This is a genomic window from Micromonospora pisi (genome assembly GCF_003633685.1).
GTDB classification, from domain to species: domain Bacteria; phylum Actinomycetota; class Actinomycetes; order Mycobacteriales; family Micromonosporaceae; genus Micromonospora_G; species Micromonospora_G pisi.
This window is the reverse complement of sequence record NZ_RBKT01000001.1, coordinates 2,912,853-2,936,726: the sequence shown is the minus strand read 5'-3', so window position 1 is coordinate 2,936,726 and position 23,874 is coordinate 2,912,853. Positions and strand designations below refer to the sequence as shown.

Here is a 23,874-nt window from a genome sequence, read left to right as displayed (position 1 = left end):
AGGTGTTCGGCGGGGCCATCGGTCTGCGGATAGACCCGGGGTATACCTGGCTATACCCCGGGCAGTGGTGTTTGTCGGACCGGGTCGGCCGATTCTCCGACTGATTCTGATCTGCCCGCCGCATTTCATTGCCGACCAACGGTATTTCTCAGTCGTCGAGGAGTGGACGCCGTCGGGTGGCGATCTGTTCCAGTAACGGCACCGCCCGTTCCGGTCCCGGAAGGGCGGCGAGTTCGTTCCGGAGCCGCCCCGCCGCCTGCCGGTAGCCGGGGTCGGCCAGCACCTCGGCGACCGTGACGGCGGCATCCTGTGGGGTGACGGTCAGCGCTTCCAGCACCCGGCCGACGCCGAGTGCCGCGCAGCGGGCGGCGTTGGCCGGTTGGTCGGCGCCCATCGGGGCGAGGACCATCGGCAGGCCGTGAACGAGGGCCCCCATCACGCTGCCCGAGCCGCCGTGCGACACGACCAGGTCGCAGTGGGGGAGGACCAGTCCCTGGTCGACGTAGCGCTCTATCCGTACGTGCTCCGGTTGCGGACCGAACTCCGCCGGATCGATCTGGTGTCCGACCGTGACGAGCAGATTGACGTCGAGTTCGCGCAGGCCGTTGATGAGCCGGGGGAAAAGGTCACCGGACTCCACATTGAACTCGGTGCCGAGGGTCAGGTAGACGTTCGGCCGGCTGCCCGGGTGCCACCACTGCGCCGGGTCCCGGTCACCGGTCGCCGGTGGTGTGACGGAGCGGAGCGAGTGGGCCGTGGCGGGCAGCGGAAAGTCCGGGTCGCGGAAGCTGGGTGGAAAGGGGGAGAGGACCAGGTGGCGGCCGGGCATGGTGAACTCGGGGTCCGGCGGCAGGCCGTACCCGGCGCGCAGTTCGTCCAGCGGTTCGGCGACCAGTGCCGGCCGGACCAGTGACCCGGCGGCGAGGACCAGGACGGTCGCGTACGGCAGGCCGAGGTGTTCGGCCGCGATCATGCCGCCGAAGTCGGCCTCGTCGAAGACCAGCAGATCGGGCCGCCAGTCGGGGATGAGGTCGACCATCCGGGCGGACCGTTCGCGGGCGGCCCGGACGGCGAAGTTCTCCCGCACCTCGCGGTCGATCCGCGCCGGGTCGATCGGCTGCAACGGGAGGCGCTCGGCGGTGGCGCCCGGCCCGGTGTCCGACGGGGGGTCGGGGGCGCGGCGGGTGGCGAGGGCGGTGAAGCCGTGTGCCTCGACCCTGGGCGCCATCGTCGCGGAGCAGGCGAAGGCGACGGTGTGGCCGGCCGCTTCGGCGGCGCGGGCGATCGGTACGAGCGGGATGAGGTGACCGCTGCCGCCGACGAAGCTGAAGAGGATGCGCACCTGGCCGACCCTCGACGATCCGTACGCCGGAATCAACCGGTATTCGTGGGACGGGCCGGCACGGGTGTCGGGTAACCGTCGGTTTTATTTCGCACACTTGTGTTGAAACGCGGGTCGATGCCGGCTACAAAGAGACGTGCCGAAAATCGTCGACCACGACAGCCGTCGGGAAGAGCTGGCGCGGGCGGTCTGGGCCGTGGTCGCCCGCGCCGGCGTCGAAGGCGCCACCGTACGCGCGGTGGCCGCCGAGGCCGGCTGGTCGATGGGGGCCCTGCGGTACTACTTCGCCACCCAGGACGGGCTGCTCCGGTTCGCGCTCGAAGTGATGCTCCGCCGTGCGCCGGAACGACTCAGGACACAGCTGGGCAGCGGTCGAACCGGCCTCGAACAGGCGCAGGGCCTGCTGGAGGAGTTGCTCCCGCTCGACCAGGAGCGACTCGGCGAGGTCCTGGTCTGGCTCGCCTTCCTGGGCCGGGCCCGGGTCGACCCCAGCCTGGACGACCTGCGGCAGACGGCCTGGCAGGGCGAGCGGTACGTCTGCCGGCTCGCCGTCGCCGAACTCGCCCGCCGCCCGTGGCCGGCCGAACTCGCCGCGCCGCTCCCCGCCGAGCATCTGGAAGCCGAGGCGGCGCAGTTGCACACCTTCGTCGACGGGCTCGCCCTGCAGGGCGCCACCTTCCGCGCGCAACTCCCGCCGGAACAGCTCCGTGACCTGCTGCGCCGACGACTGGAAGCGCTCGAATCCGCCGTACGAGAGGATGGTTGATGGACGCCGGGCTGATCGGATCCCTTGTCCTGCTGGCCCTGATCGACAGCACCAGCTTCGGGACCCTGCTGATCCCGATCTGGATGATGCTCGCGCCCGGCAGGCTGCACCCCGGCCGGCTGCTGACCTTCCTGGCCACCGTCGCGATCTTCTACCTGGTGCTCGGGGTGGCCCTCACCTTCGGGGCGCTGGCCCTCCTGGACGACCTCCGACCGGTCGCCGCGAGCGGACCCTTCCAGGTGGCGCAGCTCGTCGTCGGCGTCGCGCTGTTCGCCTACTCCTTCCGCTTCGGCAAGAAGCGGAAGGGCTCCGAGCCGGGGCGGCTGCTGCGCTGGCGCGAGCAGGCGATGAGCGGCGAGGGATCGCCGAAGGCGCTGGTCGTACTGGCCCTGACCGCGGTCACCCTGGAGGTGGCGACGATGCTGCCGTACCTGGCCGCCATCGGGCTGATCAGCGCGGCCGAGCTTGCCCTGCCGACCACCGTCGCCGTACTCGCCGGATACTGCCTGGTGATGGTCCTGCCGGCACTCGTCCTGCTGGGCGCTCGGGTGGTCGGGGCGGACCGGGTGCAGCCCGTACTCGTCTGGGTCAACGGATGGATGACCCGTAGCGCCGCCGAGACCACCGGGTGGGTCCTCGGCATCGCGGGCTTCCTCCTCGCCGCGAACGCCGCCCAGGAACTCGGCATCCTCGAAGCCATCGACTCCCTCTCCGGGGCGAAGTAGCGCCGGGCGTCGGGCTGCATACCAGCCCACCGTCCGGCTGACCGGCAAATGACCGGTGGTCCCCGAACGGCGACCGCGCGGGTAGGGAATGCTGGGTCGGTGCAGATCACGATCCTTGGCCCGCTCGCCGTGGACGGCCAGCCGGTCCGAGGTGAGCGCCTCGCGGCGGTGATCCGCGCGCTGGTCGACGCGCGCGGGCGGGCGGTCTCCGCGACGCTGCTCGTCGACGCCGTCTGGGACGGCCTGCCACCCGACGACGCGACCGGTGCCGTCCAGGCGCTCATCTCCCGGGTGCGCCGTCTCGGGCTCCCCGTGGTCGCCGTACCGGGCGGATACCGTCTGCCCACCGACGAGGTCAGCGTCGACGCCGTCGAGGCCAGGGCACTCGTCGAGCGGGCCCGGGGCGTACTCCGGTGCGGTGACGTCACGGCCGCCCGCCGCTTCGCCGACCAGGCCCGTGCCCTGTTCCCGGAGGTCCCGGAGCTCGCCAGCGCCGACCAGACCCGCCTGTTCGCGGACCTCGCCGCGGTACGCGCCCAGGCGGCCCTCGGCGGCGCCGGGCCGTACGACGAGGCAGACCTGCGACGGCTCGCCGCGCACACGCCACCCGACGAGCCGTCCGCCGCGCTCCTCGTCCGGGTGCTCGCCGCACAGGGCCGTGACGCCGAGGCGCTGGAGGTGGTCGAGCGGCTCCGCACCGAACTGGCCGACCGGTACGGCACCGATCCCTCACCCGTGATCACCGAGGTCCACCTGGCGTTGCTCCGTGGCGAGCTCACCGTCCCGGCCGTCCCGGCGGCACCCCGGCAGCCGGCGCGGATCGCCCTCCCCGCCGGATGGCGCCGCCCGATGACCGCCCTCATGGGGCGGGAGCGGGACGTCGAAGCCGTGGGCGCGGCGCTCACCGAGGCGCCGCTGGTGACGATCGTGGCCACCGGTGGGGCGGGCAAGACCCGCCTCGCCGCCGAGGTGGCCCGGCGCGGGGCGGCGGCCGGGCGGACGGTACGGGTCGTCGAACTCGCCGGGCTGCGCTCGCCCGACGAGGTGCTGCCCACCGTGCTCGGCGCGTTCGGCGGTGCGGACACCTCCGCGACCGGTGGCAACCTGGGCCTCGAACGGCGGGTACTCAGCCCCGAGGAACGGCTGCGCGCGGTCGCGCCGGACCTCGACGGCCTGGTGGTGCTCGACAACTGCGAGCACGTCCTCGAAGCCGTGGCCACCGTCGTCGCGGACCTGCTCGCGGTGACGTCACCCGAGGTCGCGGTGCTCGCGACGAGCCGAGCCCCGCTCGGCCTGGCCGGTGAGCGGGTGCACCGGCTGACCGCGTTGCCCGACGCCGACGCGCTCGGGCTGGTCGAGTCCCGGGCGCGGGCCGGCGGCGCGGTGCCGACCTGGGACACCGAACGGGCGCTGGCGCTCTGCCACCGGCTCGACAACCTGCCGCTGGCGCTCGAACTGGCCGCCGCCCGGCTGCGGCACATGCCGATCGACGACGTACTCGCCGGCCTGACCGACCGGTTCGCGCTGCTCGACGACGCGTTGCGGGGGCTGCCCGAGCGGCACGCGAGCCTCTGGGCGATGGTCGACTGGAGCCGCGAACTGCTCGCCCCCGACGACCGCGAACTGCTCCAGCGCCTCGCCGTCATCCCGGCGCCGTTCACCGCGGATCTCGCCGCCTCGGTCGCCCACACCCCGGACGTACGGCGCGGACTGGCGACCCTGGTCGAGCAGTCCCTGCTGACCCTGGTCGAGGGGGACGGCCCGCCCCGGTACCGGATGCTGGAAACCGTCCGCGAGTACGGCGAGGCCCGTCTCGACGCGGCCGGTGACCGTGATCCGGCAATGGCCGGGCTGCTCGGCTGGGCTCGGGAGCAGGCCGTCACGCTCGCCGACCGGTTCGTCGGTCAGGGCCAGCTCGACGCGTTCACGCGCTGCGCGGCCGAGCAGGACAACCTGCTCGCCGCACTGCGCTGGGCGACCCAGCAGGACGACGAGCCGGCCGAGGTCGACATCGCCAACGCGCTGTTCCACTTCTGGTCGGTGCGCGGGCTGCACCTCGAGGTCATCGGGTGGGCGAGCGGACTGCTCTGGGCCGACGAGCCGGACCGGCGGCGGCGCTCCGCGATCGCGGTTGGTCGGGCCGCCGGCCGACCGTTGCCCAACGCCGACCGGCTCGCCTGGATGTGTCTGGTGATCGGGGTCAACGCCGGCATCAGCGGCGCGCTCCGACTCGCCGTACTCGCCCGGCGGGCGCTGCGCACGCTCCTCGTCGAGCGGCCCGGTGACCTCTCACCGAGGCAGAGCGTGCTCGCGTCGGCGTTGCCCGCCTTCGACACGTTCGACCCGGAGGAGAGCATGCAGGGCGCCGAGGAGATGATCGCGCACCCGGACCCGTACGTGCAGGGGCTCGGCTTCTTCGCCCGCGCGGCCGTACGGGAGAACGGTGGCATGCCGGAGGCGTCGGTCGTCGACGCGGAGCAGGCGTACCACCGCTTCGAGCTCGTCGGTGACCACTGGGGCATGGCGATGGCGGCGCAGGCGGTCGGGCACTCCATCACGCCACGGGGGAACGCCCGGGCCACCGAGTGGCTGGCGCGCGGCGTCCGGCACATGGACCTGGTCGGTGCGACCCAGGACGCCCGGTCGATCCGGGTGCTGCTGGACGCGCAACTGGCCCTGACCGGTGACCCGGAGGCGGAGCGGCGGCTGCGGGAGACAGCGGCACCGGGCCAGGCCGAGGAGTTCGACGCCGCGCAGGCGTGCCTCGGACTCGCCCACCTCGCCTGGCAGCGGGAGCGGTACGACGAGGCCCTCGCCCACGCCGACGCGGCGACCCGGGTCGTGGCCGGGTCCACCAGCCCGCCGCCCCAGCCGCGCATCATGTTCCGGGTCGCGGTCGCGGTGCTCTACCTGCGGGTGGCGTCAGTCCGGCCGACGTCGGGCGAGGCCGCCGACGCGCACGCGGCCGCGTTGCTGACGCTCGCCCGCGACGAGGCGGTGTCCTCGAAGGACCTGCCGGTGATCGGGGCGTGGGCGCTCGGCGGTGCCGAACTCGCGGCGTACCGGGGTGATGTGCCGACCACGCTGGAGCTGTGGGCGCTCGGCACCCGGATCGGCACCAACATCGGAATGCTGCTCCCGCCGGGGGAGAGCGAACGGCTCACCGCCGCCCTCGGGGACGAGGAGCGGCGTGAGCCGAAGGTGGCCGCCCTGCGGGCCCAGCCGCCCGCCTCGGTCGTCGCGCGCATCCAGCAGGTGATGGACGACCTGCTCGGCTAGTTCAGACCTTTCTGCGGTACGCGCGCAGCGCGAGCGGCATGAACAGCACCACGAACCCGGCACACCAGGCGAGTGTCCACCAGACGTGCGGGCCGACCGGCGTGCCGAGGAAGAGCCCGCGCATCGCGTCGACCAGGTGGGTCATCGGGTTGACCTTCACGAACGCCTGCATCCAGCCCGGCAGGGTGTCGGTGCCGACGAACACGTTGGACCCGAAGCTCAGCGGCATGATCAGTGCGAACATCAGGCCCTGCACCGCACCCGGGGTGCGTACCTTCATCGACACGAAGACCGGCAACCAGCTCAGGCAGAGCGCGAACAGGACCGCGAGCAGGCAACCGGCGAGCGCACGCAGCGGGTTGGCGTCGATCCGGAAGCCGAGCGCATAGCCGATCGCGAGGGTCGAGACGGTGACGATCACATACCGTACGACGTCGCCCAGGACCGCGCCGACGAGCGGCGCCGAACGGGGGATCGGCAGTGACCGGAACCGGTCGAAGATGCCCTTGGCGATGTCGGTGTTGAGGTTCACCCCGATCGCGATGGATCCGGTCGCGATCGTCTGCGCCAGGATTCCGGGCAGCAGGAACTGGAGGTAGTCGTGGGTGGATCCGCTGACCGCGCCACCGAAGATGTACACGAAGATGACCAGGAACAGCACCGGTTGCAACGTGACGTCGATCAGCGCCTCGGGCGTACGCCAGGTCTTGATGAGACTGCGCTTGGCCAGCGCGAGCGAGTGCCGGACCAGCCGGAACGGTCGTGGGTTCGGGGCGACCGTCGACAGTGCGCGGCTCGTCGTGGGCGGTGCGTCGAGCAGGGTGCTCATGCCGCCACCTCCTTCAGGCTGGTGTCGTCGTCGGCTGCCGTACGCCCGGTGAGGGTGAAGAAGACCTCGTCGAGGCTCGGCAGATGCAGGGAGAGTTCGGTGACCGTGATGCCCGCGACGGCGAACCGCGCGACGGCCTCGGTCAGGGCCGCGTCGTTGACGACCGGCACCGCGAGCACGCCCTTGCGGATCTCGTCGGCGCGGGCGCCCGAGGAGACCTCGCTCAGGATCGTCGCGGTACGGGCCAGCTCCGCCGGATCGGCCGGCCGCACCTCGAGGGTCTGGCCGCCGACCACCCGCTTCAGCCCTTCCGGGGTGTCGTACGCGATGACCCGCCCGTGGTCGATGACCGTGATGGCGTCGGCGAGCGCGTCCGCCTCTTCGAGGTACTGGGTGGTGAGCAGCACGGTCGAGCCGTTCGTGACCAGCGAGCGGACCACGTCCCACATGTCCTCGCGCTTGGCCGGGTCGAGACCCGTGGTCGGCTCGTCGAGGAAGATCACGTCCGGTGAGCCGACCAGGCTGGCGGCCAGGTCCAGCCGCCGCCGCATACCACCCGAGTAGGTCTTCGCCGGTCGACCGGCCGCCTCGGTGAGGTCGAACCATTCGAGCAGCTCGGCGGCGCGACGCCGGGAGCCGGCGCGACCCAACTCCAGCAGGGTGCCGAACAGCTCCAGGTTCTGCCGCCCGGTCAGGTCCTCGTCGACCGAGGCGTACTGCCCGGTGAGGCCGATCGTCTGCCGGACCCGCTCGGCGTCGCGTACGACGTCGAAGCCGCTGATCCGGGCGGTGCCGCCGTCGGGGGTGAGCAGCGTGGAGAGGATGCGTACGGCGGTGGTCTTGCCGGCCCCGTTGGGACCGAGTACGCCGAGCACAGTTCCCCGGGGCACGGCGAGGTCGACGCCCTGGAGCGCCCTCGTCTTCCCGAAACTCTTCACGAGGCCCTCGGCCTCGATCACCAGGTCATTTGTCATGCCACCCAGCCTGCGGCGGCCGGCTGACACGTCACCGACACCCCGCCGACACGGCGCCGACAGCGCCCCCGGCCGGAGGCGGCCCGACCCACGACGAGCCGCAGCCCGTCCTCGGCCGTGGCCCGGTTGATCGCCGACGTGGTGAACGTGGCTTTGAGGGTTACAACGCATCGCCTTGCTGGCTTCGCCGACAAAGTCTCAACCGTCGGTTCAACGATAGCGTTGAAGGCATGATTCTTGGTGTCAAGAACAGCGCCCATCCTGTCGAGAGCGCTTCCGTCATGCGGCTGCTCCCGACCCGACCTCGGCTGCTCGCCCTGGGCGAGCCCACCCACGGCGAGGACGTCCTGCTCGGCCTGCGCAACGAACTCTTCCGGCAGCTCATCGAGGAGGAGGGATACCGGACGATCACGATCGAGAGCGACTGCATGATGGGCCTGGTCGTGGACGACTACGTCACCTCGGGCACCGGCACCCTCGACGAGGTCATGGCACGCGGTTTCAGCCACGGGTTCGGCGCGTCCGCGGCCAACCGCGAACTCGTGGGCTGGATGCGCGCGTACAACGACGGCCGGCCGGCGTCCGAGCAACTGCGTTTCGCCGGGTTCGACGGCCCGCTGGAGATGACCGGCGCCGCGAGCCCCCGGCAGGCCCTCACCGCACTTCACGGCTACCTCGCGACCTGGGTGGACGCGGATCTGCTCCCCTGCACCGCGGAGACGCTCGACCGCGTGCTCGGCGCTGACGACCGGTGGACCGATCCCGCCGGACTGATGGACCCGTCCCGGTCCGTGGGGCAGTCAGCCGAGGTCAGGGAAGTGCGGGTGCTCGCCGACGACCTGGTGGCACTGCTCGACGTGCAGACGCCGTACCTCATCGCGGCGTCCTCGCGGGAGGACTGGGACCGGGCCCGCCTGTACGGGCGCACCGCCACGGGGCTGCTGCGCTACCACTACTGGTTGGCCGACACGTCACCGAGCCGCCTGGCGCGGCTCTGCGCGCTGCGGGATTCGATGATGGCAGCCAACCTGCTCGCCCTCGCCGAGCGGGGCCCGACGCTGGTCCACGCCCACAACGCTCATCTCCAGCGGGACAAGAGCTCGATGCGGATGGGCGGCCTGCCGCTGGAGTGGTGGAGCGCCGGCGCGATCGTCAGCGCCCACCTGGGCGAGGAGTACGCCTTCCTGGCCACGGCCCTCGGCACGATCCGCCACCAGGGAGTGGACACCCCACCGCCGGACACCATCGAAGGGCATTTGTACGCACTCCCGGAGGACCACTACGTCGTCGACGCCCGCCAACTGGCCGCCGCCCTCGTTGACCCGCAACCGGCCCCTCGCAGGTCTTCCTGGTTCGGCTACGCCCCGCTGGACCCGGCCCACCTGGCCAACAACGAAGGGATCGTGTACGTCAAGGACGTCCAGCGCAGCTGAGGTGGCGTACGCGCCACCCACGGACGGCCCCGAGTGCATCCCGGCCCCGTACGTCCTGGGATACGACAACGGCCCGTGCGAGTGTCACGGGCCGTTGTCTGTCGTCCGTCGATGGGAGCTGCTTGAAGCGGCTTTGCCCGGGGTCTTCCCGCTACCGTCGTTCGCTGCTGATCGAGATCACGAACGTGGCCCAGGCGCCCGGGGTGAAGACCAGCACCGGGCCGTTGGGGTCCTTGCTGTCGCGTACGGCAACCTGGTTGCCGAAGCTAGCGATCTCTGTGCATTGACCGTTGCCCGATGAGCGGCTCGATTTCTTCCACACCACGTTGCCAAGGTCGGGGGCGTTCATGTCCTCGACCCCCCTTCTAGCGTTGATCTCTATGTGTCGACCGCATTCATTCTCGCTTCGACCAACTGAACGGAGCTGGCTGGGTCGAGTGCCACGGCCCGAAGGTGCTCGAAGATAACGCTGTAGCGACGTACGTCGGGTTCACGTTCCAGGAACAGGTCACCCGCCATGCTGTCGATGTAAACCAGGTCCGGGTCGGCAGCGTCCGGGAAGTCCATCACGACAAATGATCCAGGCATACCGGCGTGGGCGCCGGCCTTGAACGGAATGACCTGGAGCGTGATGTGGGGCAGCCGCGCTGACTCGACCAGCGCGTGTAGTTGCTTCGCCATCACCTCGGCGCCGCCAACGGCGCGGTGCAGGACGGCTTCATCGAGGATGGCCCAGAGCCTGATCGGGTCGTCTTTCGTCAGCGTCGCCTGCCGCTGCATGCGTGCTTCAACTCGTCGCTCAACCTCGTCGTCGCTGGCGAGCGGTAGCGCACCTTTGATGACGGCGCGGGCGTAGTCCTCTGTCTGTAGCAGACCCGGTACGAACAGACTTTCGTAGTTCCGTACGCCGCGCGCCTCGGCCTCGAAGCTGATGTAGGCCGTGTACTCCTCGGGAAGTTCTGACTCGTACGCCTGCAACCAACCAAGCTGCGTGGCCTGCTTGGAGAGGTCGATCAACTCGTTGCGTCTGGTTTCGTCCGCTACGCCGTATTTATCGAGGAGTGCGAGCAGGGTGCGTCGCTGCGGGCGGACCTTGGCGGTCTCGATGCGGTAGAGCGTCGCACTGTTGATATTGGTCTGCTCGCTGACTTCCTCGCGAGTAAGGCCGGCGTCTGTGCGCAAGCCGCGCAGCTCAGCGGCGAGCCTGCGTAGTCGCACTGTTGGTGGTTGCCGCCTGGCCGACAAGTCCATCCCCTTCGCTCCGTCCTTGGTACGAGTCTCCCTGCCGTGCAGATGCACAGACAAGCCGGGGAGTCAGATGCTCAAGGGGCAAATGCCTACCTTGCATTTTCCTATAGGCAGTAGCACGATGGGCACAGCATGTCATAGGGTGACCGCCCAGGTGGCATGGGCTGGTGGTGCGTGTTACCCGCCTCGAACACGCCCCGCCGGCCGCTCCCGGATGGGGGACTCCGGCCAGTGCTGGCGGCAACCAGTTGCCGGAGTCCCCCTTTGAGAAGGAGGTCATCTTGGCGATCTTCGGTGCAGCCGTTGGATGCGCCCTTCTGGGGTTCCTCGCAGGACTGTTTGCCTTCCGGGTCAAGAGCCGGTGGTGCCCCACCTGCGGGGAGACGACCACCAGCACTCTCCAGCACAAGGCCCCTCCTCATGCCCGGCCTTGAACCCAAGCCCGGCGACGCGCTCCTGATCAACGGCGCGGCCAACAGTGACTTCGACGGGGACGGCCAGATCTTCCTGCGGGTCATCCGTGTCGAGGAAACCCAACCGGGATGGCTGTGGCTGCACGGGTACGAGATCAATCAGCGGGGCACCGCCAGCAGAAAGCGGCAGGTGCACGTGGTGCGCGACGGGTTGCGCAAAGCCGAGGTTTACATGCTCCGTTCCGTGCGGAAGGGTCCCCGATGAACGGGTACGTCGCTCGGGTGCCGATGAGCCCCAGGATCAACGGCGAGTCGTACAAGGAAGCTGCCTCGCCCTTGATTCTGACCCCCGAGCAGGCTGGAAACGTCGAGTTCGGTTACCAACTCAAGGGGTTTAACCAATCTCAGGTGCGCGCCTACGTGGCTCATGTCGCGGCGGAGCTGCGTAGGCGGGACGGGGTCATCCTGCGCCAAGCCGAGGAGTTACAGCGGCTCAAGGGAGCACTGCGCGCGTGGCATTCCGATCAGGCCAGGAACCAGCATGGCGAACAAGTCCAGGCCCGCCCGTCGGCCTGAACCGGGCGACCTGGTGGTCGTGGGCAAGGCGGCCAGCGTCCAGTTCGGCGGCGAGCAGGGCTTCACCTTCCGTATCACCGCAGTGGACAAGAGGCTCACCTATCCCGGCTGGGTGTGGCTGACCGGTTACGTGTTGGACGCCAAGGGCGAGGCTGTTACGCGTCGGGAGATCTTCGTCCTGATCGAAGGGCTGCGCCGGTTGACACCTCGGGGGCGTGAGTGAGCCTGATTCAAGACCTGACCGTTGAGGCCAAGTTCTACGCGGCTATGCACCAGCTTGCTCGTGAGGCGTGGCGACGGAACCTGACGGTTGACGCCATGCTGGCGCTGACGATCCTGGTGGATGTCCCCGACGAGTCAGAGCCCGCACCGGAGCCACCATGCACGACCTGAGTGCCCTGCTGAAGGTCACGGTGAACCGCCCGCCGCAGCCGTTGACGCTCTCGACGGTGCTACGGCTCGGCCCACGACATAAAGACCGAGTCGGTCAACCTGGCCGTCGGTGCCGCTGCCGGGCTGATCCGACAGGTGGCCCTGCTACCCGCATCAGGACCAGGCGGTCCTAGATTGGGCTCCCGCAAGAGGTTCACCCCAGGCGCCGATCAGGCTGATGTGGTCAGGTTTCGGCTTTGATTATGAATCACGCTGCCGGAATGAACGGCTCGTTGGCCCGGTCGAGCCGCTCGATGTTGATCCAGTACGTGTTGCGGAGACGGCGGTGATCGAACTCCTTGCCCTGAGGCTTCCGGCGTACGACCAGCAGGCTATGGTCCCGCAGTTCCTTGGAGGCTCTTGTCCAGGTGTCTTCGGAGAAGCCGTACCGCTGCTTCTGAGTCATCGTGAGCCAGGGCGGGTCGGTCTCCGTCTTGTTGCTCCGCATGTCGCGTAGGACGAGCAGGAACCCCACGGCACTGCCGGAGAGTTGGTAAACCCACTCATTCTGCCAGAAGCCAAGCGGCATGCTGATATACCACGAGCCGCGCCAGCTGTACGCCTTGCCGGTTCCGGATGGGCTCAAGAGGGTGACGTCTTTGGGCATGCCTTGCCGGCTGTCCAGCCTGACCAGGCGTGCTTCCTGGAGCCAGTTGAGGGCGTCGGTGATACGGCGGGCGCCGTTGACCTCGGGGTCAGGCAACGCTAGTACGCGTGCCCAGGTGCGCGCCGGGATGGATTTGATGTCGTGCGGCGGCCGCGCCGCGAGCATCGTCATGGTCAGGTACAGCTTCAGTCTTACCTCTCCGCCTTGCCCGCCGCGCAGCATGTGGGCGAGCGGCGGAGTTGCGGAGAGTGTGTCGTCGCGCAGGAAGCCGGGCGGGAGCTGCACCCCGCCTGTGCGCTTCGACCGCTCGACCAGCCGGCGCAGGAGGCGGCGGCCCTCGGCGGTCGGCTCGACGGTAGAAGATTTCGACATTCGATCCACCTTTGTAGCGGAGAGACCAGGGGTCTGGGGGTAACGGGGGTATGGGGGTCCTAGCAGTTCTTTCCTCTTAACTTTCCGCTGCAGCCTCGATGTTACGCCGCCACAAACATCTGCGAATGCCGCTACACCCTCCCCATCACTCCGCAGGGGGCGCTCTATGAAGCCGCTGCCGAGGTAGGTGCGAGCCGTTTGGCCAGGGATTGCGTGACTGGGACGATTGGAATGTCTCGCCTGGCGCGGCCTGAAGAAGGGTCATGTCGGTCCGGATGAGACGGGGACGTATGTACCCACACAAGGGCGGACGGCCGCGCCTACGGCCGCCCGCCCGTTACCCCGAAGTCCCAGGTCGAGGACTTAGTTAGGAGCAACCCGAATGGTAGAGCCACATCGCGTCCGGCGACGAAGGACGCCGAAGCTGAAGCCGCCCCGTAGTCGTCGCCGTGCAACGAGCCGCAGTGCGGTCATGGGCGATGCGGTGCGATGCCTATCCGTGACCCAGGTGATCTTCCGGTTGATCGAGTTGATCGTAAACCTCAGCTGAGAGTAAAGGCGCCCATTCGGCGGCCCGTCCTTCAGCGGCAATGTGAAGGCGGGCCGATCCGGTGGGCGGCGATGCCCGGGCGGTTTGAGGAAGCTGAGGCCCGGCGGGCCGGGGTGCAGTTGCCGGCCAAGCATTCACCGTCCCTACAGCGTGCGGCGGCGCCGTCCGGACCGGCGCCGCCGCGCACCCCTGCCTCCGGAGTGCGACACTCGTAACTGTATTGCTGGGGTCCTTGAGTTGCTCTGGCTGAAGCACTGTGCCCGATACCGGCCGTAACCGCTGCCACTCCGGGCGTCCCCGGGCGACCCAGGAGACGCCCGGAGAACCACCGTCCTGGTCAGCGCAGTTCGAGCGTGAGTAGCGGCTCGGCAAAAACCGGCGCTGGAGCGTCGGGATTTGCGGCAACGGCCTGCTCAAGTCGGCGGAAGCCGGCCTCCAACTCGTCTGGACTGAGCTGCGCGAAGAACGAGAGGGTGCGCAGGCGCAGCCGTTCGAGCATGTCGGCGTAGGTGCCCGGGGACGGTTCGGTGACCGTGTCGAAATTGGCAACGCGCCAGCCGACCGACGTGAACGTCGCGATGACCTCGTGCAGTGGCTGGAACAGCGAGGCGTCCCTTTCGTAGCCGTGAGGGAAATGCTCCAGCCACCACGGCCGGGGATGGTGGTCCCTGAAATTCGCGCGCAGCAGCAGCCGCCCGCCGGGCCTGAGCACCCTGGCCAGCTCCCGGGCTGCCCGGGGTTTGTCCTGGACGTGGTGCCAGGACAGGAACATGAGCGCGTAGTCGGCGCTGTCCGACGGCACCGGCATGTCCTCGGCGGCGCCCGCCAGGTATCGCACATCCGGATGCTGGGACTGCGTCTGCGCGACCTCGCGCATGCGGACCGACGGCTCGACACCGGTGACCGGCCCGAACGCCTGGGCCAGCGCGGGGGTGAACCTGCCGGTCCCTGAGCCGACGTCCAGGCCCGCCAGCGGACGCCGCTCGGGCAGCACCGCTTCGAAGGCGCTGATCCACACATCCAGTTGCCGCTGGTTGAGCGCGCGGCCGCGCGCGTAGTCCTGGTGCTGCTCCGCGTCGTAGTCGATCGACCTCATCGCACCTCCTGGGTCAGCCGGGCGACCGCGAAGCCCCAGGCCGATATATCGAGCCGATACATCGGAACGATAGGCGTCGTCGCCTGGCTCCACAAGGTGCCTTGCGTGACCGCCGCGACGCACGTAGCCGAGATGCGGATGCCCGTCGAGGTTGCTTGCCTCGCCTCCTGTGTGAGGCATGGTCTGGCCATTCCGCAGGCCGTTCGCTGGTCACGCCGCAGTGGTGCACAGTCGGCTCACCGTCTGCGTGATCGCCGCCTCCAACTGGTCGACCGGACCGGGAAACGTGAGCTGGTGGAAGATGAGACCGTCCAGGTAGTCGAGGATTGCCGCGCATTCGCTCTCCGGGTCGGTGGAGCCGATCGCGCGCAGCCACTCCGTGCCCCACGTCCGGATCGAGAGGGCCGCCTCGGCAAGTCGCCCCTGTAGTTCCGGGCGCAGTGCGGCCTCGACGAACAGACCGTATCGGGCGATGGTCAGGGCGCGCTCTGGGCCGAGCGCACGGTGCACGTATGCGGCGAGCGCAGCCGCCAGCTCGACCGCGGTGGTGGGGCGGACGAAGCCCGCGATCGCCTGCCAGGTGGCGCGGTCGCGGTCGGCGAATCGGTCGGCTACGGCGCTGAGCAGCATGTCGCGGGTCTTGAAGTAGTTCGCTGTGGAGCCGGTTGGCACCGCGGCGGCCGCGTCGACCGCGCGATGCGTCAACGCCCGTACGCCTTGGTTTCCGAGGATGCCGATGGCGGCATCGAGCAGGTTTTCTTCGCGGGATGGCACGCCGACACCTTATTCGATTCACAACATCCGTAGTCGGAAAACAACAGGTGTTGTAGCGTGGTGAACATGGAGAGACGTGCGTTGATCATTGGCGGGGGCATCGGTGGGCTGACGGCGGCGATCGCGCTGCGACGCGCACGCTGGAGGGTCACCGTCCGGGAGCGGGACAAGGGGCTGCCGATCACGGGCACGGCGCTCGGCATGTGGCCCGTGGCGCTGCGCGCGCTGGACGCGATCGGCGTCGGCGACATGGTCCGCCGGGCCGGGCGACGACAGCAAGCCGGGGTCTTTCTTCGTCCGGACGGCTCCCGCATCGCGACGATTGACGTCGAACGGCTGCACCGGCGCACCGGCGACCATGTTTACCTGTTGTCCCGGCCGGGACTGCTCGCCATCCTGCACGAGACGGCGATGGAGGCCGGGGTGGAGCTACGGACCGGCGATCCAGTGGACGACGCTACCGAGGTGGGTGATGTCGATCTGGTCGTGGTGGCCGACGGAGTGTTCAGCCAAGCCCGCGAGAAAGTGTTCGGCCCGGCGTACCGAGCACGATTCTCCGGCAGCACGGCGTGGCGCGGCGTGGTGGAAGACATGCCCACCGACATGTTCGTGGAAGTGTGGGGCCGGGGCCTCAAGTTCGGCGTGACACCGCAGGAGGGCGGTCGCACCAACTGGTACGCGTCCGCGGCGGCACCGGAGGGCCAGTTCCGCCCGGGCGAGGAAGTCGCCGAACTACGGGGAATGTTCGGCCGCTGGGCGCCGCCGGTCCATACCGTCCTGGACGCGATCAACGAGTCCGCGGTGCTGCGACACGACGTGTACGTGACGCCGCCGCTACCGTCCTTCACGCGCGGCACGGTGGCTTTCCTTGGCGACGCCGCCCACGCCATGACACCCGACCTGGGGCGCGGCGCGTGCGAGGCGATCATCGATGCGGTAGCGCTGGCCTCCCACCTGCGCAAGACGCTCACGGTCGAGCAGGCTCTGCACGAATACGATCGCCAGCGTCGGCCAGCCACCCAGAGGCTGGCCCGCATAGCTGGCCTGGCTGCACGGATGACTCACCTGCGGTACGCGATACCAGTCCGCGACCAACTCCTGCGCGCGAGCATGGTGGCCGGCCCGCCCGGCACGTAAACGCCAACCACAATTGGTGCTCGGTAGCCGCGATCCGGGCTCGTTCGGCGCCCGTACATCGACCCATCGCAAGGATGCCCCGGCCGAACGGCCGGGGCATCCTCAATCGCTACTCGAACGCGAAACTGGCTTCCGCAATCAGTGATCGCCCGGTCGCGTCGCGCGTTTGCGGTTCTGCCACGTGCCCCGGGCAGGATTCGAACCTGCGCCCCGCCTCCGGAGGTCGGTCAGGTATCACCGAACCCCGATCGGGAGATGCATAAAGGATTCATATAAAACTGCTATGCTTCAGGTGTGAGTCGCCGAGACGCCGCGCACGGCGCTTCCGATGCCATCGGGTCAGCCCTCTACGGTCTGGCCACCAGGGCCGTGAGACGCCTTCCCCGCGACATGAGCCTGACGTCCGCCGCCACCTTGGCCACCCTGGACAAGACCGGCCCGCGACGGATCACCGATCTGGCGGTGGCCGAGGGTGTCACCCAGCCCGCGATGACCGTCCTGGTCCGGGTGATGGAGGAATCCGGGCTGGTCGAGCGGAAGGGCGATCCGTCCGACAAGCGGGTCACGCTGGTGTGCCTGACCGAGGCCGGCGCGTCGTACGTCCGGACGCGACGCCAGGCGGGCGTCGACGCGTACGCGCGGTTGATCGACGAACTCACCGGTGACGAGGTCGAGGCCCTGGCAGCAGCCCTTCCGGCGCTGCTGCATCTGGCGGAGCTCGAAAGCCACGCCCGAGAGGAGTCGGACCGGTGACCGCGGCCCAGGCTCATGACCAGCCCATGAGCACTGCCCTGATACGTTCCGAGGCACGTCTGCTGGTCCCCGCCCTGATGTTCATCGCCCTGGTCGTGGCGGCGGTCGCCAGCCTCGGGACGCCGCTCATCACCAGCGTGGCGACCACGTTCCACGTCTCCCTCGACAGCGCGCAGTGGACGCTGACCATCGCCCTGCTCAGCGGCGCCGTCGCCACACCCGTCCTCGGCCGGCTCGGAGCCGGTCCGCACCGGCGGGCCACGATTCTCGCCACGCTGGCGATCGTCGTCGTCGGCAGCGCGCTCACCGTGCTGCCGCTGCCGTTCGCCTGGCTGCTCGTGGGCAGAGCGGCCCAAGGCGTCGGACTCGGTCTCACGGCGCTGATGATGGGCGTGGCCCGCGACCATCTTCCCGAGGAGCGCAGCGCGGCCACGATCGCCCTGATCTCAGTGGTCTCCATCATCGGAGCCGGCGTCGGCTACCCGCTGGCTGCGCTGCTCGCCGAGTTCGGCGGACTGCGGGCCGCCTACGGCCTCGGCCTGCTCGTCACCGCCATCGCCTTCGTGACCGCGTGGCACTCCATGCCCGCAGCTCCCGAAGGCCGCTCCGCTCACGTGAACGTGGCCGGTGCGCTCGTCCTGGCGGGTGGACTGCTCCTCGTCCTGTTCCTGGCCGGCGAGAGGAGCCTGTGGAGCCGACACCTCGCCGTGGCGGTGACCGTTGCCGTCGCCGCCGTACTCCTGCTCTGCGTCTGGACCGTTTCCGAACTGCGAACCAAGACGCCCCTGGTCGACGTCCGGGCGGTACGGCACCCGGCGGTCGCCGGGGCGAACATCGCCATGTTCGTCGGCGGGAGCGGCATGTACCTCCTGCTCACGCTCATTACCCGCTACGCGCAGACGCCGCACAGCGCCGGCTACGGCTTCGGACTGACCACCTTCGTGGCGGGGCTGGTCCTCATCCCGTTCTCCGTGCTGGGGTTCGTCGCCGGCAAGCTCACGCCGCGGATCCGCGAACGGATCGACGGCCCCCTGCTCCTGGCCGGCAGCGCCGCCATCGTCGGCGGCGGGTTCGTCCTGTTCGCCACCGCCCGGTCCAACCTGGCCGAACTGCTCGCGGCCATGGGCGTGCTGGGCTTCGGCGTCGGCAGCTTCTCGGCCGCCATGCCCGGCGTCATCCTGGCCGTCACCCCCAGGAGCGAGACGTCGAGCGCCATGAGCTTCAACTACGTCGTCCGCAGCGTCGGGTACTCCCTGGGCAGCGCCATCGGCGGTCTGGTCCTGGCCGCCGGCACCGCCACGGGCCGCCTCTTCCCGAACGACGACGCCTACACGACCGCGGCGCTGGTCGGCGTCGCCGCGATGGCGATCACGACGATGGCCAGCCTCGCCCTCGCCCGCCGACGCTCACCCGAGACCAATCCGATCACAGCCCCAGTCGGTGTGCCGGGCCTGGGCCGGTCGAGTCGAACCGGAAGCTGAGGATCGAAGCCGTCCGACTTCGACGCCGTCTCCGTCGGCTCGCTGACCCACAGCGCGCCGGCCATGGATCTGAGCATGCTTCTGAGCATCAATTCCGAACACAGGAGGTACCGTGGCCAAGGGCTATTGGGTCAGCGCCTACCGCACCATTGCGGACCCCGAGAAGCTGGCTGCCTACAACAAGCTGGCTGGTCCAGCCGTCGAGGCCGCGGGCGGGCGGCTGCTCGCCCGCGGCAGCCGGGTCGTCGCACACGACGCCGGAATCGCCGAGCGCACCGTCCTGATCGAGTTCGACAGCTTCGAACAGGCGGTCGCCGCACATGCGAGTGCGGCCTACCAGGAGGCGCTGGCCGCACTTGCTGACGGCGTCGAGCGCGACTTCCGCATCATCGAAGGCCTCGACTGACGATCGAGGCTGCGTCGGCGACGAACCCGAAGCCGACTGCGGGGATCACCCCGGCTCGTCAGCGCGCCGCACCGTCGCGAACAGCGTCAGGCCAGCGGCATCGGCGGTGATGTCCAGTCCGGCGACCAAGGCTTGATAGTGGCGGCGGACTGGAGCGGTACCGGGCATGGAAGGCGCGAGAACTTGGCCGTGTATTTGCCGTGGCTGGCCGCTGAGGGCCGTAGATCACCGGACACAGTCCGACACATGAAGAAGGCCGCTGTCCAGGTTTGCCCTGGTCGGCGGCCTCTTGTGCTGATCTTGCCTGGTGCCCCCGGCAGGATTCGAACCTGCGCCCCCGCCTCCGGAGGGCGGTGCTCTATCCCCTGAGCTACGGGGGCTCAGCGACCGGGAAAGAGTAGCAAACACCCGCCCCGAGCACCGAATCGGTATCCGTCGGACGTGAACAGCGTGTCCGGTTGGGGGCGGCGTGCCCCACGACGGGATCAGGCCTGACCGCCCAGAGTGGGGTACGCCGCCCCCAACCCCACCTGGATCAGGAACGCCCACACGAAGGCAACGCGTACGGCGCGATGCGCGGCGGAAGCCGTCGTGGCCACTCGCCCCGTCCCCAGGACCCGTCCACCACCACGTGCACCAACCGTCCGTCCGCCCCGCTCAGCCGGAGCAGGAAGTCCCGGGGCAGTGGCGGGTCCACCGTCGGTGTCGTGATCATGAATTTGACCCGCCCCCGCTGGGACATCGCCGAGATCACGTCCGCCGCCGGCGCCACCCCGTGCAGCCGGGTACGCCCGAGCCAGCAGAGTTCGGCGCGGTGCTCCTGGGCGGAGCGGACGATCGCCGGGTACTCCTGGCGCACCCAGATCCGTACCGCGTCGACGCAGAGGCCGCAGGCGCGGTCGGTGGGCTCCCGTGGTCCGAGTCCCCAGGCATGCAGGTATTCGCCGACGATGCCGGGATCGATGGTGAGCCCGAACTGGCGCTCGATCAGGGCGGTGACGCTCTGCCGGGTCCAGAGCGGATCGTCGAGCCCGAACTGGTCCGGGTACCGGCCCCGTAGCGCGTCGATCAGCTCGAGTTCCTGATCGCGGCTGAGTGCCTCTGCCGGGCCTGACCGCTGCCCCCGGCGAGCGGCCACCGCGCCGTCGCCGCCGATGGTGTGCCGCCGGCACCAGCTGGTGACGGAACGTCGCGCGTCTTTAAGAACAACCCCCACGTCTGGGGCAACGAGCCCGGATCATGACTGGTCACGATATCTGCGGAGAAAACTCCCTAAAGTGCACAGTCGGGCATAACGCCGCGTATCGGGCCAGAAGGGACTACTTGGCGCCTAGTTTGTCGAGCAGTGCCTGAATCGCGGCGATTTCCTTCTTTTGTCCGGCGACCATGGTCTCGGCGAGGGCCTGCACCTGCTCGTCGTCGGAGAGCTCCAGCGCCGCCTCGGCCATGTGGATGCCGCCGAGGTGGTGGTTGAGCATCAGCCGGAGGAACATGACGTCGAAGTCCCGGCCGGTGGCTGCGCGCAGCTGCGCCCGCTCGGCGTCGGTGGCCATTCCCGGCATCAGGCCGTCGCGGATCGTGCCACCGCCATCGGGCATCCAGGCCATCCGGGGCTGGGAACCGGTCGGCGTCAGGTGCCAGTTCCGCAGCCAGGTCTGCATGGTGCCGATCTGGCCCTGCTGGGTGAGCGCGATGTCCGCGCCCAGGGTCCGTACGTCCGGGTCGGTGGCCTTCTCGTGGGCGAGCAGGGACATCTCGACAGCCTGGGCGTGGTGGGTCGACATGTCCCGGGCGAACCCGGCCTCGACCGAGGTCTCTCCCGGCCGGGTCAGGCCCGGGATGAGCAGCCCAACCGCGACGCCGAGGGCCAGGCCCACCACGAGCGCGATCGTCACCCAACCGGTACTGAACCGGCGGCGGCCCTCGCCGACGGCCGAGTCGTCGCCCGGGTCGTCGCCCGGGTCGTCGACGTTGTCGTCACCGCCCTCGACGCCGTCGTACTCGAACTCCTCGGGGTCCGGGACCCCGGCGCCCGACGCGCCGGCCTGAGCCGGCGCGTCGGAGCGGGTTGATGCGCCCATCGGGTTCCTAACTACTGCTGCGCGCCGTCCTTGCCGAGGTCACGCGGGGTGGTGCCGGTCGCGGTGATACCGCCGGAGCAGGTCGCGTTCGGCTCGATCGTGGCGTTGGTGCGCAGCGCCCGGATGAAGGTGTCGATCCGGCCGTCGTCCGCGTTGTCGACCTTGAGCTGGTAGCCCCACGCCTGGAGCGAGATCGGCTTGTCCAGGTTGTCGATCGGGCTCATCAGCATGTACTCGTTGCCGCGCACCTTCTCGGCCAGCTTCGAGACCTGGTCGGCGGGAAGGCCGCTGCGGTACGCGACCCAGACCGCGCCGTGCTCCATGCTGTGCACCGCGTGCTCGTTGGCGATCGGGGCGTCGTAGACGTCGCCCATGCAGTTCTGCCAGTTGAAGTTGTGCTTGCCGCCGACCGGCGGGGTGAGCGAGTAGGTCAGCGGACCCCACGCGTGTTCCGAGGCGGTCAGGGACTTGTCGGACGACTCCCGGTAGTTCTTGATCCCGTCGATGCCGGCCGCCTGCTCCGCCCAGGGCTTGGCACCCTGGAACACGGCGAAGGCACCCCAGCCGATGATCCCGACGGCGAGCACGCCGACGGCGACGAAGAGGGCGATCGGGCCCCAGTTGCGGCCCTGGCTGACCTTGACCGGGGCGATCGGCTTACGCGGGCCCTTGCCGCCGCCACCCGCGCCCCGACCTCCTCCGCCGGGGCGAGCGCCACCGGAGTTCCCGGCCGCTGGCTTGCCACCCGCTGCCGGCTTCCCACCGGCCGCCGGCTTCTTACCGGTGCTGACCACGGACGGACGGCTTTGATCGCCACCCTGGGTGCTGATGCTCATGGTGCCTCGTCAGGTCGGTCGGTCAGGGGGTGGCGGGTCACAAAGGCGCAGGGTGTCCGCCGAGTGACTGAGTCTACCCCCGGTAACATGTTTCGGTGACTCCCGCCAATCTCGCCGAGGTCGTCCGTACCGCCGCCCAGGCGGTCTTCATCTCCCGTGGGCTCGACCCCTCCGTACTGCCGGAGTCGGTGACCCTGGAGCGACCCCGCAATCCTGAGCACGGCGACTACGCCTCGACGCTCGCACTGCAACTGGCCAAGCGGGTCGGGGTGCCGCCGCGTGAGTTGGCGGCGGGCCTCGCCGACGAGCTGACCCGTGCGGTCGGCATCAAATCGGTCGAGATCGCCGGACCCGGCTTCCTCAACATCCGTCTCGACGCGGCCGCCGCCGGGCAGCTGGCCCGCGTCGTGGTCCAGGCCGGCCGGGAGTACGGACGTAGCGACGCCCTCGCCGGTGAGCGGATCAACCTCGAGTTCGTCTCGGCGAACCCGACCGGGCCGGTGCACATCGGCGGGGTCCGGTGGGCGGCGGTCGGCGACGCGCTCAGCCGCCTGCTCCGGGCCACCGGTGCCGACGTGACCACGGAGTACTACTTCAACGACGCCGGCTCGCAGATCGACCGGTTCGCCCGTTCGCTGCTCGCCGCGGCGAAGGGTGAACCGGCCCCCGAGGACGGCTACGGCGGGGCGTACATCGCCGAGATCGCCGACGCGGTCCGGGCGCTGCACCCGGACGTGCTCGACCGGCCGGACGCGGCCGCCCAGGAGGTCTTCCGGGTCGAGGGCGTCGCGCTGATGTTCGACGAGATCCGCTCCTCGCTCGACCAGTTCGGGGTCCGGTTCGACGTCTACTTCAACGAGAAGGACCTGCACGACCGGGGTGAGCTGGACCTCGCGCTGGCCCGGTTGACCGAGCAGGGCCGGACGTACGAGCTGGACGGCGCCACCTGGCTGCGGACCACCGACTTCGGTGACGACAAGGACCGGGTGCTGCGCAAGTCGAACGGCGAGTGGACCTACTTCGCCGCCGACTGCGCCTACTACCTCGACAAGCGGGAGCGGGGCTTCGGCCGGGTCGTGATCATGCTCGGCGCCGACCACCACGGCTACATCGGGCGGATGAAGGCCATGTCGGCCTGCTTCGGCGACGACCCGGACCAGAACCTGGAGATCCTGATCGGGCAGCTGGTCAACCTGGTCCGCGACGGCCAGCCGGTCCGGATGTCCAAGCGGGCCGGCACCGTGGTTACGCTGGAGGACCTGGTCGAGGCGATCGGAGTGGACGCCGCCCGGTACGCCCTGGCCCGCTACTCCAGCGACTCGCCGATCGACATCGACGTCGAACTCTGGACCCGGGCCAAGAGCGACAACCCGCTCTACTACGTCCAGTACGTCGGCGCCCGGACCGCCGGTGTCAGCCGGCAGGCCGCCGAGGTCGGACTGACCCGGGGCGACGCCGACGCGTTCCGCCCCGAGCTGCTCGACCACGACAAGGAGAACGAACTACTCAAGGCGCTCGCCGAGTATCCGGCCGTGGTGGCCAATGCCGCCGCGTTGCGTGAACCACACAAGCTGGCGCATTTCCTTGAGGAGAAGGTGGCGCTCTCCTACCACCGGTTCTACGACAACTGCCGGGTCCTGCCGCAGGGCGACGAGGAGATCACCGACCTGCACCGGGCCCGCCTCTGGCTCAACGACGCCACCCGCACGGTGATCGCCAACGGGTTGGAACTGCTCGGGGTCTCGGCCCCGGAGAGGATGTAAC

At 69.5% G+C, this 23,874-nt stretch carries 24 protein-coding genes and 1 tRNA gene; 13 read left to right on the top strand and 12 right to left on the bottom strand.

The window, feature by feature from the left end:
• Positions 1–148: 148 nt before the first annotated feature.
• Entirely contained in the window at positions 149–1,342 is a 1,194-nt protein-coding gene (locus BDK92_RS12045) for a glycosyltransferase (RefSeq protein ID WP_121156792.1), read from the bottom strand.
• Between the two features lie 136 nt (positions 1,343–1,478).
• Here BDK92_RS12045 and BDK92_RS12040 point away from each other — a divergent pair, with 136 nt between their 5' ends.
• The 3 genes from BDK92_RS12040 to BDK92_RS12030 all read left to right on the top strand — a co-directional run bounded on the left by BDK92_RS12040 (position 1,479) and on the right by BDK92_RS12030 (position 6,112).
• Positions 1,479–2,108, top strand: coding sequence for a TetR/AcrR family transcriptional regulator (locus BDK92_RS12040; RefSeq protein ID WP_121156791.1), 630 nt, complete (start codon positions 1,479–1,481; stop codon positions 2,106–2,108).
• Positions 2,108–2,833 carry a GAP family protein gene (locus tag BDK92_RS12035; protein ID WP_121156790.1) on the top strand — a complete coding sequence of 242 codons (726 nt, stop codon included), beginning with the start codon at positions 2,108–2,110 and terminating at the stop codon, positions 2,831–2,833. Before BDK92_RS12040 ends, BDK92_RS12035 begins: the two co-directional genes overlap by 1 nt.
• A 99-nt stretch (positions 2,834–2,932) precedes the next feature.
• Positions 2,933–6,112: an ATP-binding protein gene (locus BDK92_RS12030; protein ID WP_121156789.1), complete on the top strand. Its 3,180-nt coding sequence runs from the start codon at positions 2,933–2,935 to the stop codon at positions 6,110–6,112.
• A 1-nt stretch (position 6,113) separates the two neighbouring features.
• On the opposite strand, the gene BDK92_RS12025 is transcribed toward BDK92_RS12030, so the two are convergent.
• Both BDK92_RS12025 and BDK92_RS12020 read right to left on the bottom strand, forming a co-directional pair.
• Positions 6,114–6,941: an ABC transporter permease gene (locus BDK92_RS12025; protein WP_121156788.1), complete on the bottom strand. Its 828-nt coding sequence runs from the start codon at positions 6,939–6,941 to the stop codon at positions 6,114–6,116.
• Positions 6,938–7,915, bottom strand: coding sequence for an ATP-binding cassette domain-containing protein (locus BDK92_RS12020; RefSeq protein WP_121156787.1), 978 nt, complete (start codon positions 7,913–7,915; stop codon positions 6,938–6,940). The genes BDK92_RS12025 and BDK92_RS12020 overlap by 4 nt, the downstream gene beginning before the upstream one ends.
• A gap of 230 nt (positions 7,916–8,145) precedes the next feature.
• Between BDK92_RS12020 and BDK92_RS12015 the strand changes: the two genes are divergently transcribed.
• A complete protein-coding gene (locus BDK92_RS12015; RefSeq protein WP_121156786.1) occupies positions 8,146–9,348 on the top strand; it encodes an erythromycin esterase family protein in 1,203 nt (400 codons plus the stop codon).
• A gap of 151 nt (positions 9,349–9,499) precedes the next feature.
• Here BDK92_RS12015 and BDK92_RS12010 read toward each other — a convergent pair whose 3' ends face one another.
• Both BDK92_RS12010 and BDK92_RS12005 read right to left on the bottom strand, forming a co-directional pair.
• The gene (locus tag BDK92_RS12010) at positions 9,500–9,697 is read right to left on the bottom strand and encodes a DUF397 domain-containing protein (RefSeq protein WP_121156785.1); all 198 of its coding nucleotides are present in this window, start codon (positions 9,695–9,697) and stop codon (positions 9,500–9,502) included.
• A gap of 29 nt (positions 9,698–9,726) precedes the next feature.
• Complete coding sequence (locus BDK92_RS12005) at positions 9,727–10,599, bottom strand: helix-turn-helix domain-containing protein (RefSeq protein WP_121156784.1); 873 nt, start codon at positions 10,597–10,599, stop codon at positions 9,727–9,729.
• A gap of 417 nt (positions 10,600–11,016) precedes the next feature.
• Here BDK92_RS12005 and BDK92_RS12000 point away from each other — a divergent pair, with 417 nt between their 5' ends.
• From BDK92_RS12000 to BDK92_RS38945, 4 genes are read left to right on the top strand one after another with little or no spacing between them, the layout of a single operon-like run.
• Entirely contained in the window at positions 11,017–11,274 is a 258-nt protein-coding gene (locus BDK92_RS12000; protein WP_121156783.1) for a hypothetical protein, read from the top strand.
• Positions 11,271–11,585, top strand: a complete 315-nt coding sequence (locus BDK92_RS11995; RefSeq protein ID WP_121156782.1) for a DivIVA domain-containing protein — start codon at positions 11,271–11,273, stop codon at positions 11,583–11,585. Before BDK92_RS12000 ends, BDK92_RS11995 begins: the two co-directional genes overlap by 4 nt.
• Positions 11,551–11,808: a hypothetical protein gene (locus BDK92_RS11990; protein WP_121156781.1), complete on the top strand. Its 258-nt coding sequence runs from the start codon at positions 11,551–11,553 to the stop codon at positions 11,806–11,808. The genes BDK92_RS11995 and BDK92_RS11990 overlap by 35 nt, the downstream gene beginning before the upstream one ends.
• Positions 11,805–11,978, top strand: coding sequence for a hypothetical protein (locus tag BDK92_RS38945; RefSeq protein ID WP_170208555.1), 174 nt, complete (start codon positions 11,805–11,807; stop codon positions 11,976–11,978). The genes BDK92_RS11990 and BDK92_RS38945 overlap by 4 nt, the downstream gene beginning before the upstream one ends.
• Before the next feature lie 247 nt (positions 11,979–12,225).
• Here BDK92_RS38945 and BDK92_RS11985 read toward each other — a convergent pair whose 3' ends face one another.
• The 3 genes from BDK92_RS11985 to BDK92_RS11970 all read right to left on the bottom strand — a co-directional run bounded on the left by BDK92_RS11985 (position 12,226) and on the right by BDK92_RS11970 (position 15,416).
• Positions 12,226–12,996, bottom strand: a complete 771-nt coding sequence (locus BDK92_RS11985) for a hypothetical protein (RefSeq protein WP_147456965.1) — start codon at positions 12,994–12,996, stop codon at positions 12,226–12,228.
• An 887-nt stretch (positions 12,997–13,883) separates the two neighbouring features.
• Positions 13,884–14,642, bottom strand: coding sequence for a class I SAM-dependent methyltransferase (locus BDK92_RS11980; RefSeq protein ID WP_121156779.1), 759 nt, complete (start codon positions 14,640–14,642; stop codon positions 13,884–13,886).
• Positions 14,643–14,852: 210 nt separating this feature from the next.
• On the bottom strand, positions 14,853–15,416 hold the full coding sequence (locus tag BDK92_RS11970; RefSeq protein ID WP_121156777.1) for a TetR/AcrR family transcriptional regulator: 564 nt from the start codon (positions 15,414–15,416) through the stop codon (positions 14,853–14,855).
• A 66-nt stretch (positions 15,417–15,482) separates the two neighbouring features.
• Here BDK92_RS11970 and BDK92_RS11965 point away from each other — a divergent pair, with 66 nt between their 5' ends.
• From BDK92_RS11965 to BDK92_RS11950, 4 genes are all read left to right on the top strand, one after another.
• Positions 15,483–16,553, top strand: coding sequence for an FAD-dependent monooxygenase (locus tag BDK92_RS11965; protein WP_121162012.1), 1,071 nt, complete (start codon positions 15,483–15,485; stop codon positions 16,551–16,553).
• A gap of 294 nt (positions 16,554–16,847) precedes the next feature.
• Positions 16,848–17,306 carry a MarR family winged helix-turn-helix transcriptional regulator gene (locus BDK92_RS11960; RefSeq protein WP_229876805.1) on the top strand — a complete coding sequence of 153 codons (459 nt, stop codon included), beginning with the start codon at positions 16,848–16,850 and terminating at the stop codon, positions 17,304–17,306.
• Positions 17,307–17,332: 26 nt separating this feature from the next.
• A complete protein-coding gene (locus tag BDK92_RS11955) occupies positions 17,333–18,787 on the top strand; it encodes an MFS transporter (protein WP_121156776.1) in 1,455 nt (484 codons plus the stop codon).
• Between the two features lie 112 nt (positions 18,788–18,899).
• Complete coding sequence (locus tag BDK92_RS11950) at positions 18,900–19,193, top strand: DUF1330 domain-containing protein (RefSeq protein ID WP_095853412.1); 294 nt, start codon at positions 18,900–18,902, stop codon at positions 19,191–19,193.
• Between the two features lie 305 nt (positions 19,194–19,498).
• Here the strand turns inward: BDK92_RS11950 and BDK92_RS11945 are convergent.
• From BDK92_RS11945 to BDK92_RS11930, 4 genes are all read right to left on the bottom strand, one after another.
• A tRNA-Arg gene (locus tag BDK92_RS11945) sits at positions 19,499–19,573 on the bottom strand.
• Between the two features lie 155 nt (positions 19,574–19,728).
• On the bottom strand, positions 19,729–20,409 hold the full coding sequence (locus tag BDK92_RS11940) for a winged helix-turn-helix domain-containing protein (RefSeq protein WP_121156775.1): 681 nt from the start codon (positions 20,407–20,409) through the stop codon (positions 19,729–19,731).
• 103 nt (positions 20,410–20,512) lie between these two features.
• Entirely contained in the window at positions 20,513–21,274 is a 762-nt protein-coding gene (locus tag BDK92_RS11935) for a DUF305 domain-containing protein (RefSeq protein ID WP_211349189.1), read from the bottom strand.
• An 11-nt stretch (positions 21,275–21,285) separates the two neighbouring features.
• Entirely contained in the window at positions 21,286–22,110 is an 825-nt protein-coding gene (locus BDK92_RS11930) for a thioredoxin-like domain-containing protein (protein WP_121156774.1), read from the bottom strand.
• Between the two features lie 95 nt (positions 22,111–22,205).
• Between BDK92_RS11930 and argS the strand changes: the two genes are divergently transcribed.
• Positions 22,206–23,873 carry an arginine--tRNA ligase gene (gene argS, locus BDK92_RS11925; RefSeq protein ID WP_121156773.1) on the top strand — a complete coding sequence of 556 codons (1,668 nt, stop codon included), beginning with the start codon at positions 22,206–22,208 and terminating at the stop codon, positions 23,871–23,873.
• The last annotated feature ends 1 nt before the right edge of the window (position 23,874 follow it).

Coding starts and splice junctions, on each gene's coding strand:
- BDK92_RS12035 (WP_121156790.1), top strand. CDS start 2,108: ATGGACGCCGGGCTGATCGGATCCCTTGTCCTGCTGGCCCTGATCGAC.
- BDK92_RS12025 (WP_121156788.1), bottom strand. CDS start 6,941: ATGAGCACCCTGCTCGACGCACCGCCCACGACGAGCCGCGCACTGTCG.
- BDK92_RS12020 (WP_121156787.1), bottom strand. CDS start 7,915: ATGACAAATGACCTGGTGATCGAGGCCGAGGGCCTCGTGAAGAGTTTC.
- BDK92_RS12015 (WP_121156786.1), top strand. CDS start 8,146: ATGATTCTTGGTGTCAAGAACAGCGCCCATCCTGTCGAGAGCGCTTCC.
- BDK92_RS12010 (WP_121156785.1), bottom strand. CDS start 9,697: ATGAACGCCCCCGACCTTGGCAACGTGGTGTGGAAGAAATCGAGCCGC.
- BDK92_RS12005 (WP_121156784.1), bottom strand. CDS start 10,599: ATGGACTTGTCGGCCAGGCGGCAACCACCAACAGTGCGACTACGCAGG.
- BDK92_RS12000 (WP_121156783.1), top strand. CDS start 11,017: ATGCCCGGCCTTGAACCCAAGCCCGGCGACGCGCTCCTGATCAACGGC.
- BDK92_RS11995 (WP_121156782.1), top strand. CDS start 11,271: ATGAACGGGTACGTCGCTCGGGTGCCGATGAGCCCCAGGATCAACGGC.
- BDK92_RS11990 (WP_121156781.1), top strand. CDS start 11,551: ATGGCGAACAAGTCCAGGCCCGCCCGTCGGCCTGAACCGGGCGACCTG.
- BDK92_RS11985 (WP_147456965.1), bottom strand. CDS start 12,996: ATGTCGAAATCTTCTACCGTCGAGCCGACCGCCGAGGGCCGCCGCCTC.
- BDK92_RS11980 (WP_121156779.1), bottom strand. CDS start 14,642: ATGAGGTCGATCGACTACGACGCGGAGCAGCACCAGGACTACGCGCGC.
- BDK92_RS11965 (WP_121162012.1), top strand. CDS start 15,483: ATGGAGAGACGTGCGTTGATCATTGGCGGGGGCATCGGTGGGCTGACG.
- BDK92_RS11955 (WP_121156776.1), top strand. CDS start 17,333: ATGAGCACTGCCCTGATACGTTCCGAGGCACGTCTGCTGGTCCCCGCC.
- BDK92_RS11935 (WP_211349189.1), bottom strand. CDS start 21,274: ATGGGCGCATCAACCCGCTCCGACGCGCCGGCTCAGGCCGGCGCGTCG.
- BDK92_RS11930 (WP_121156774.1), bottom strand. CDS start 22,110: ATGAGCATCAGCACCCAGGGTGGCGATCAAAGCCGTCCGTCCGTGGTC.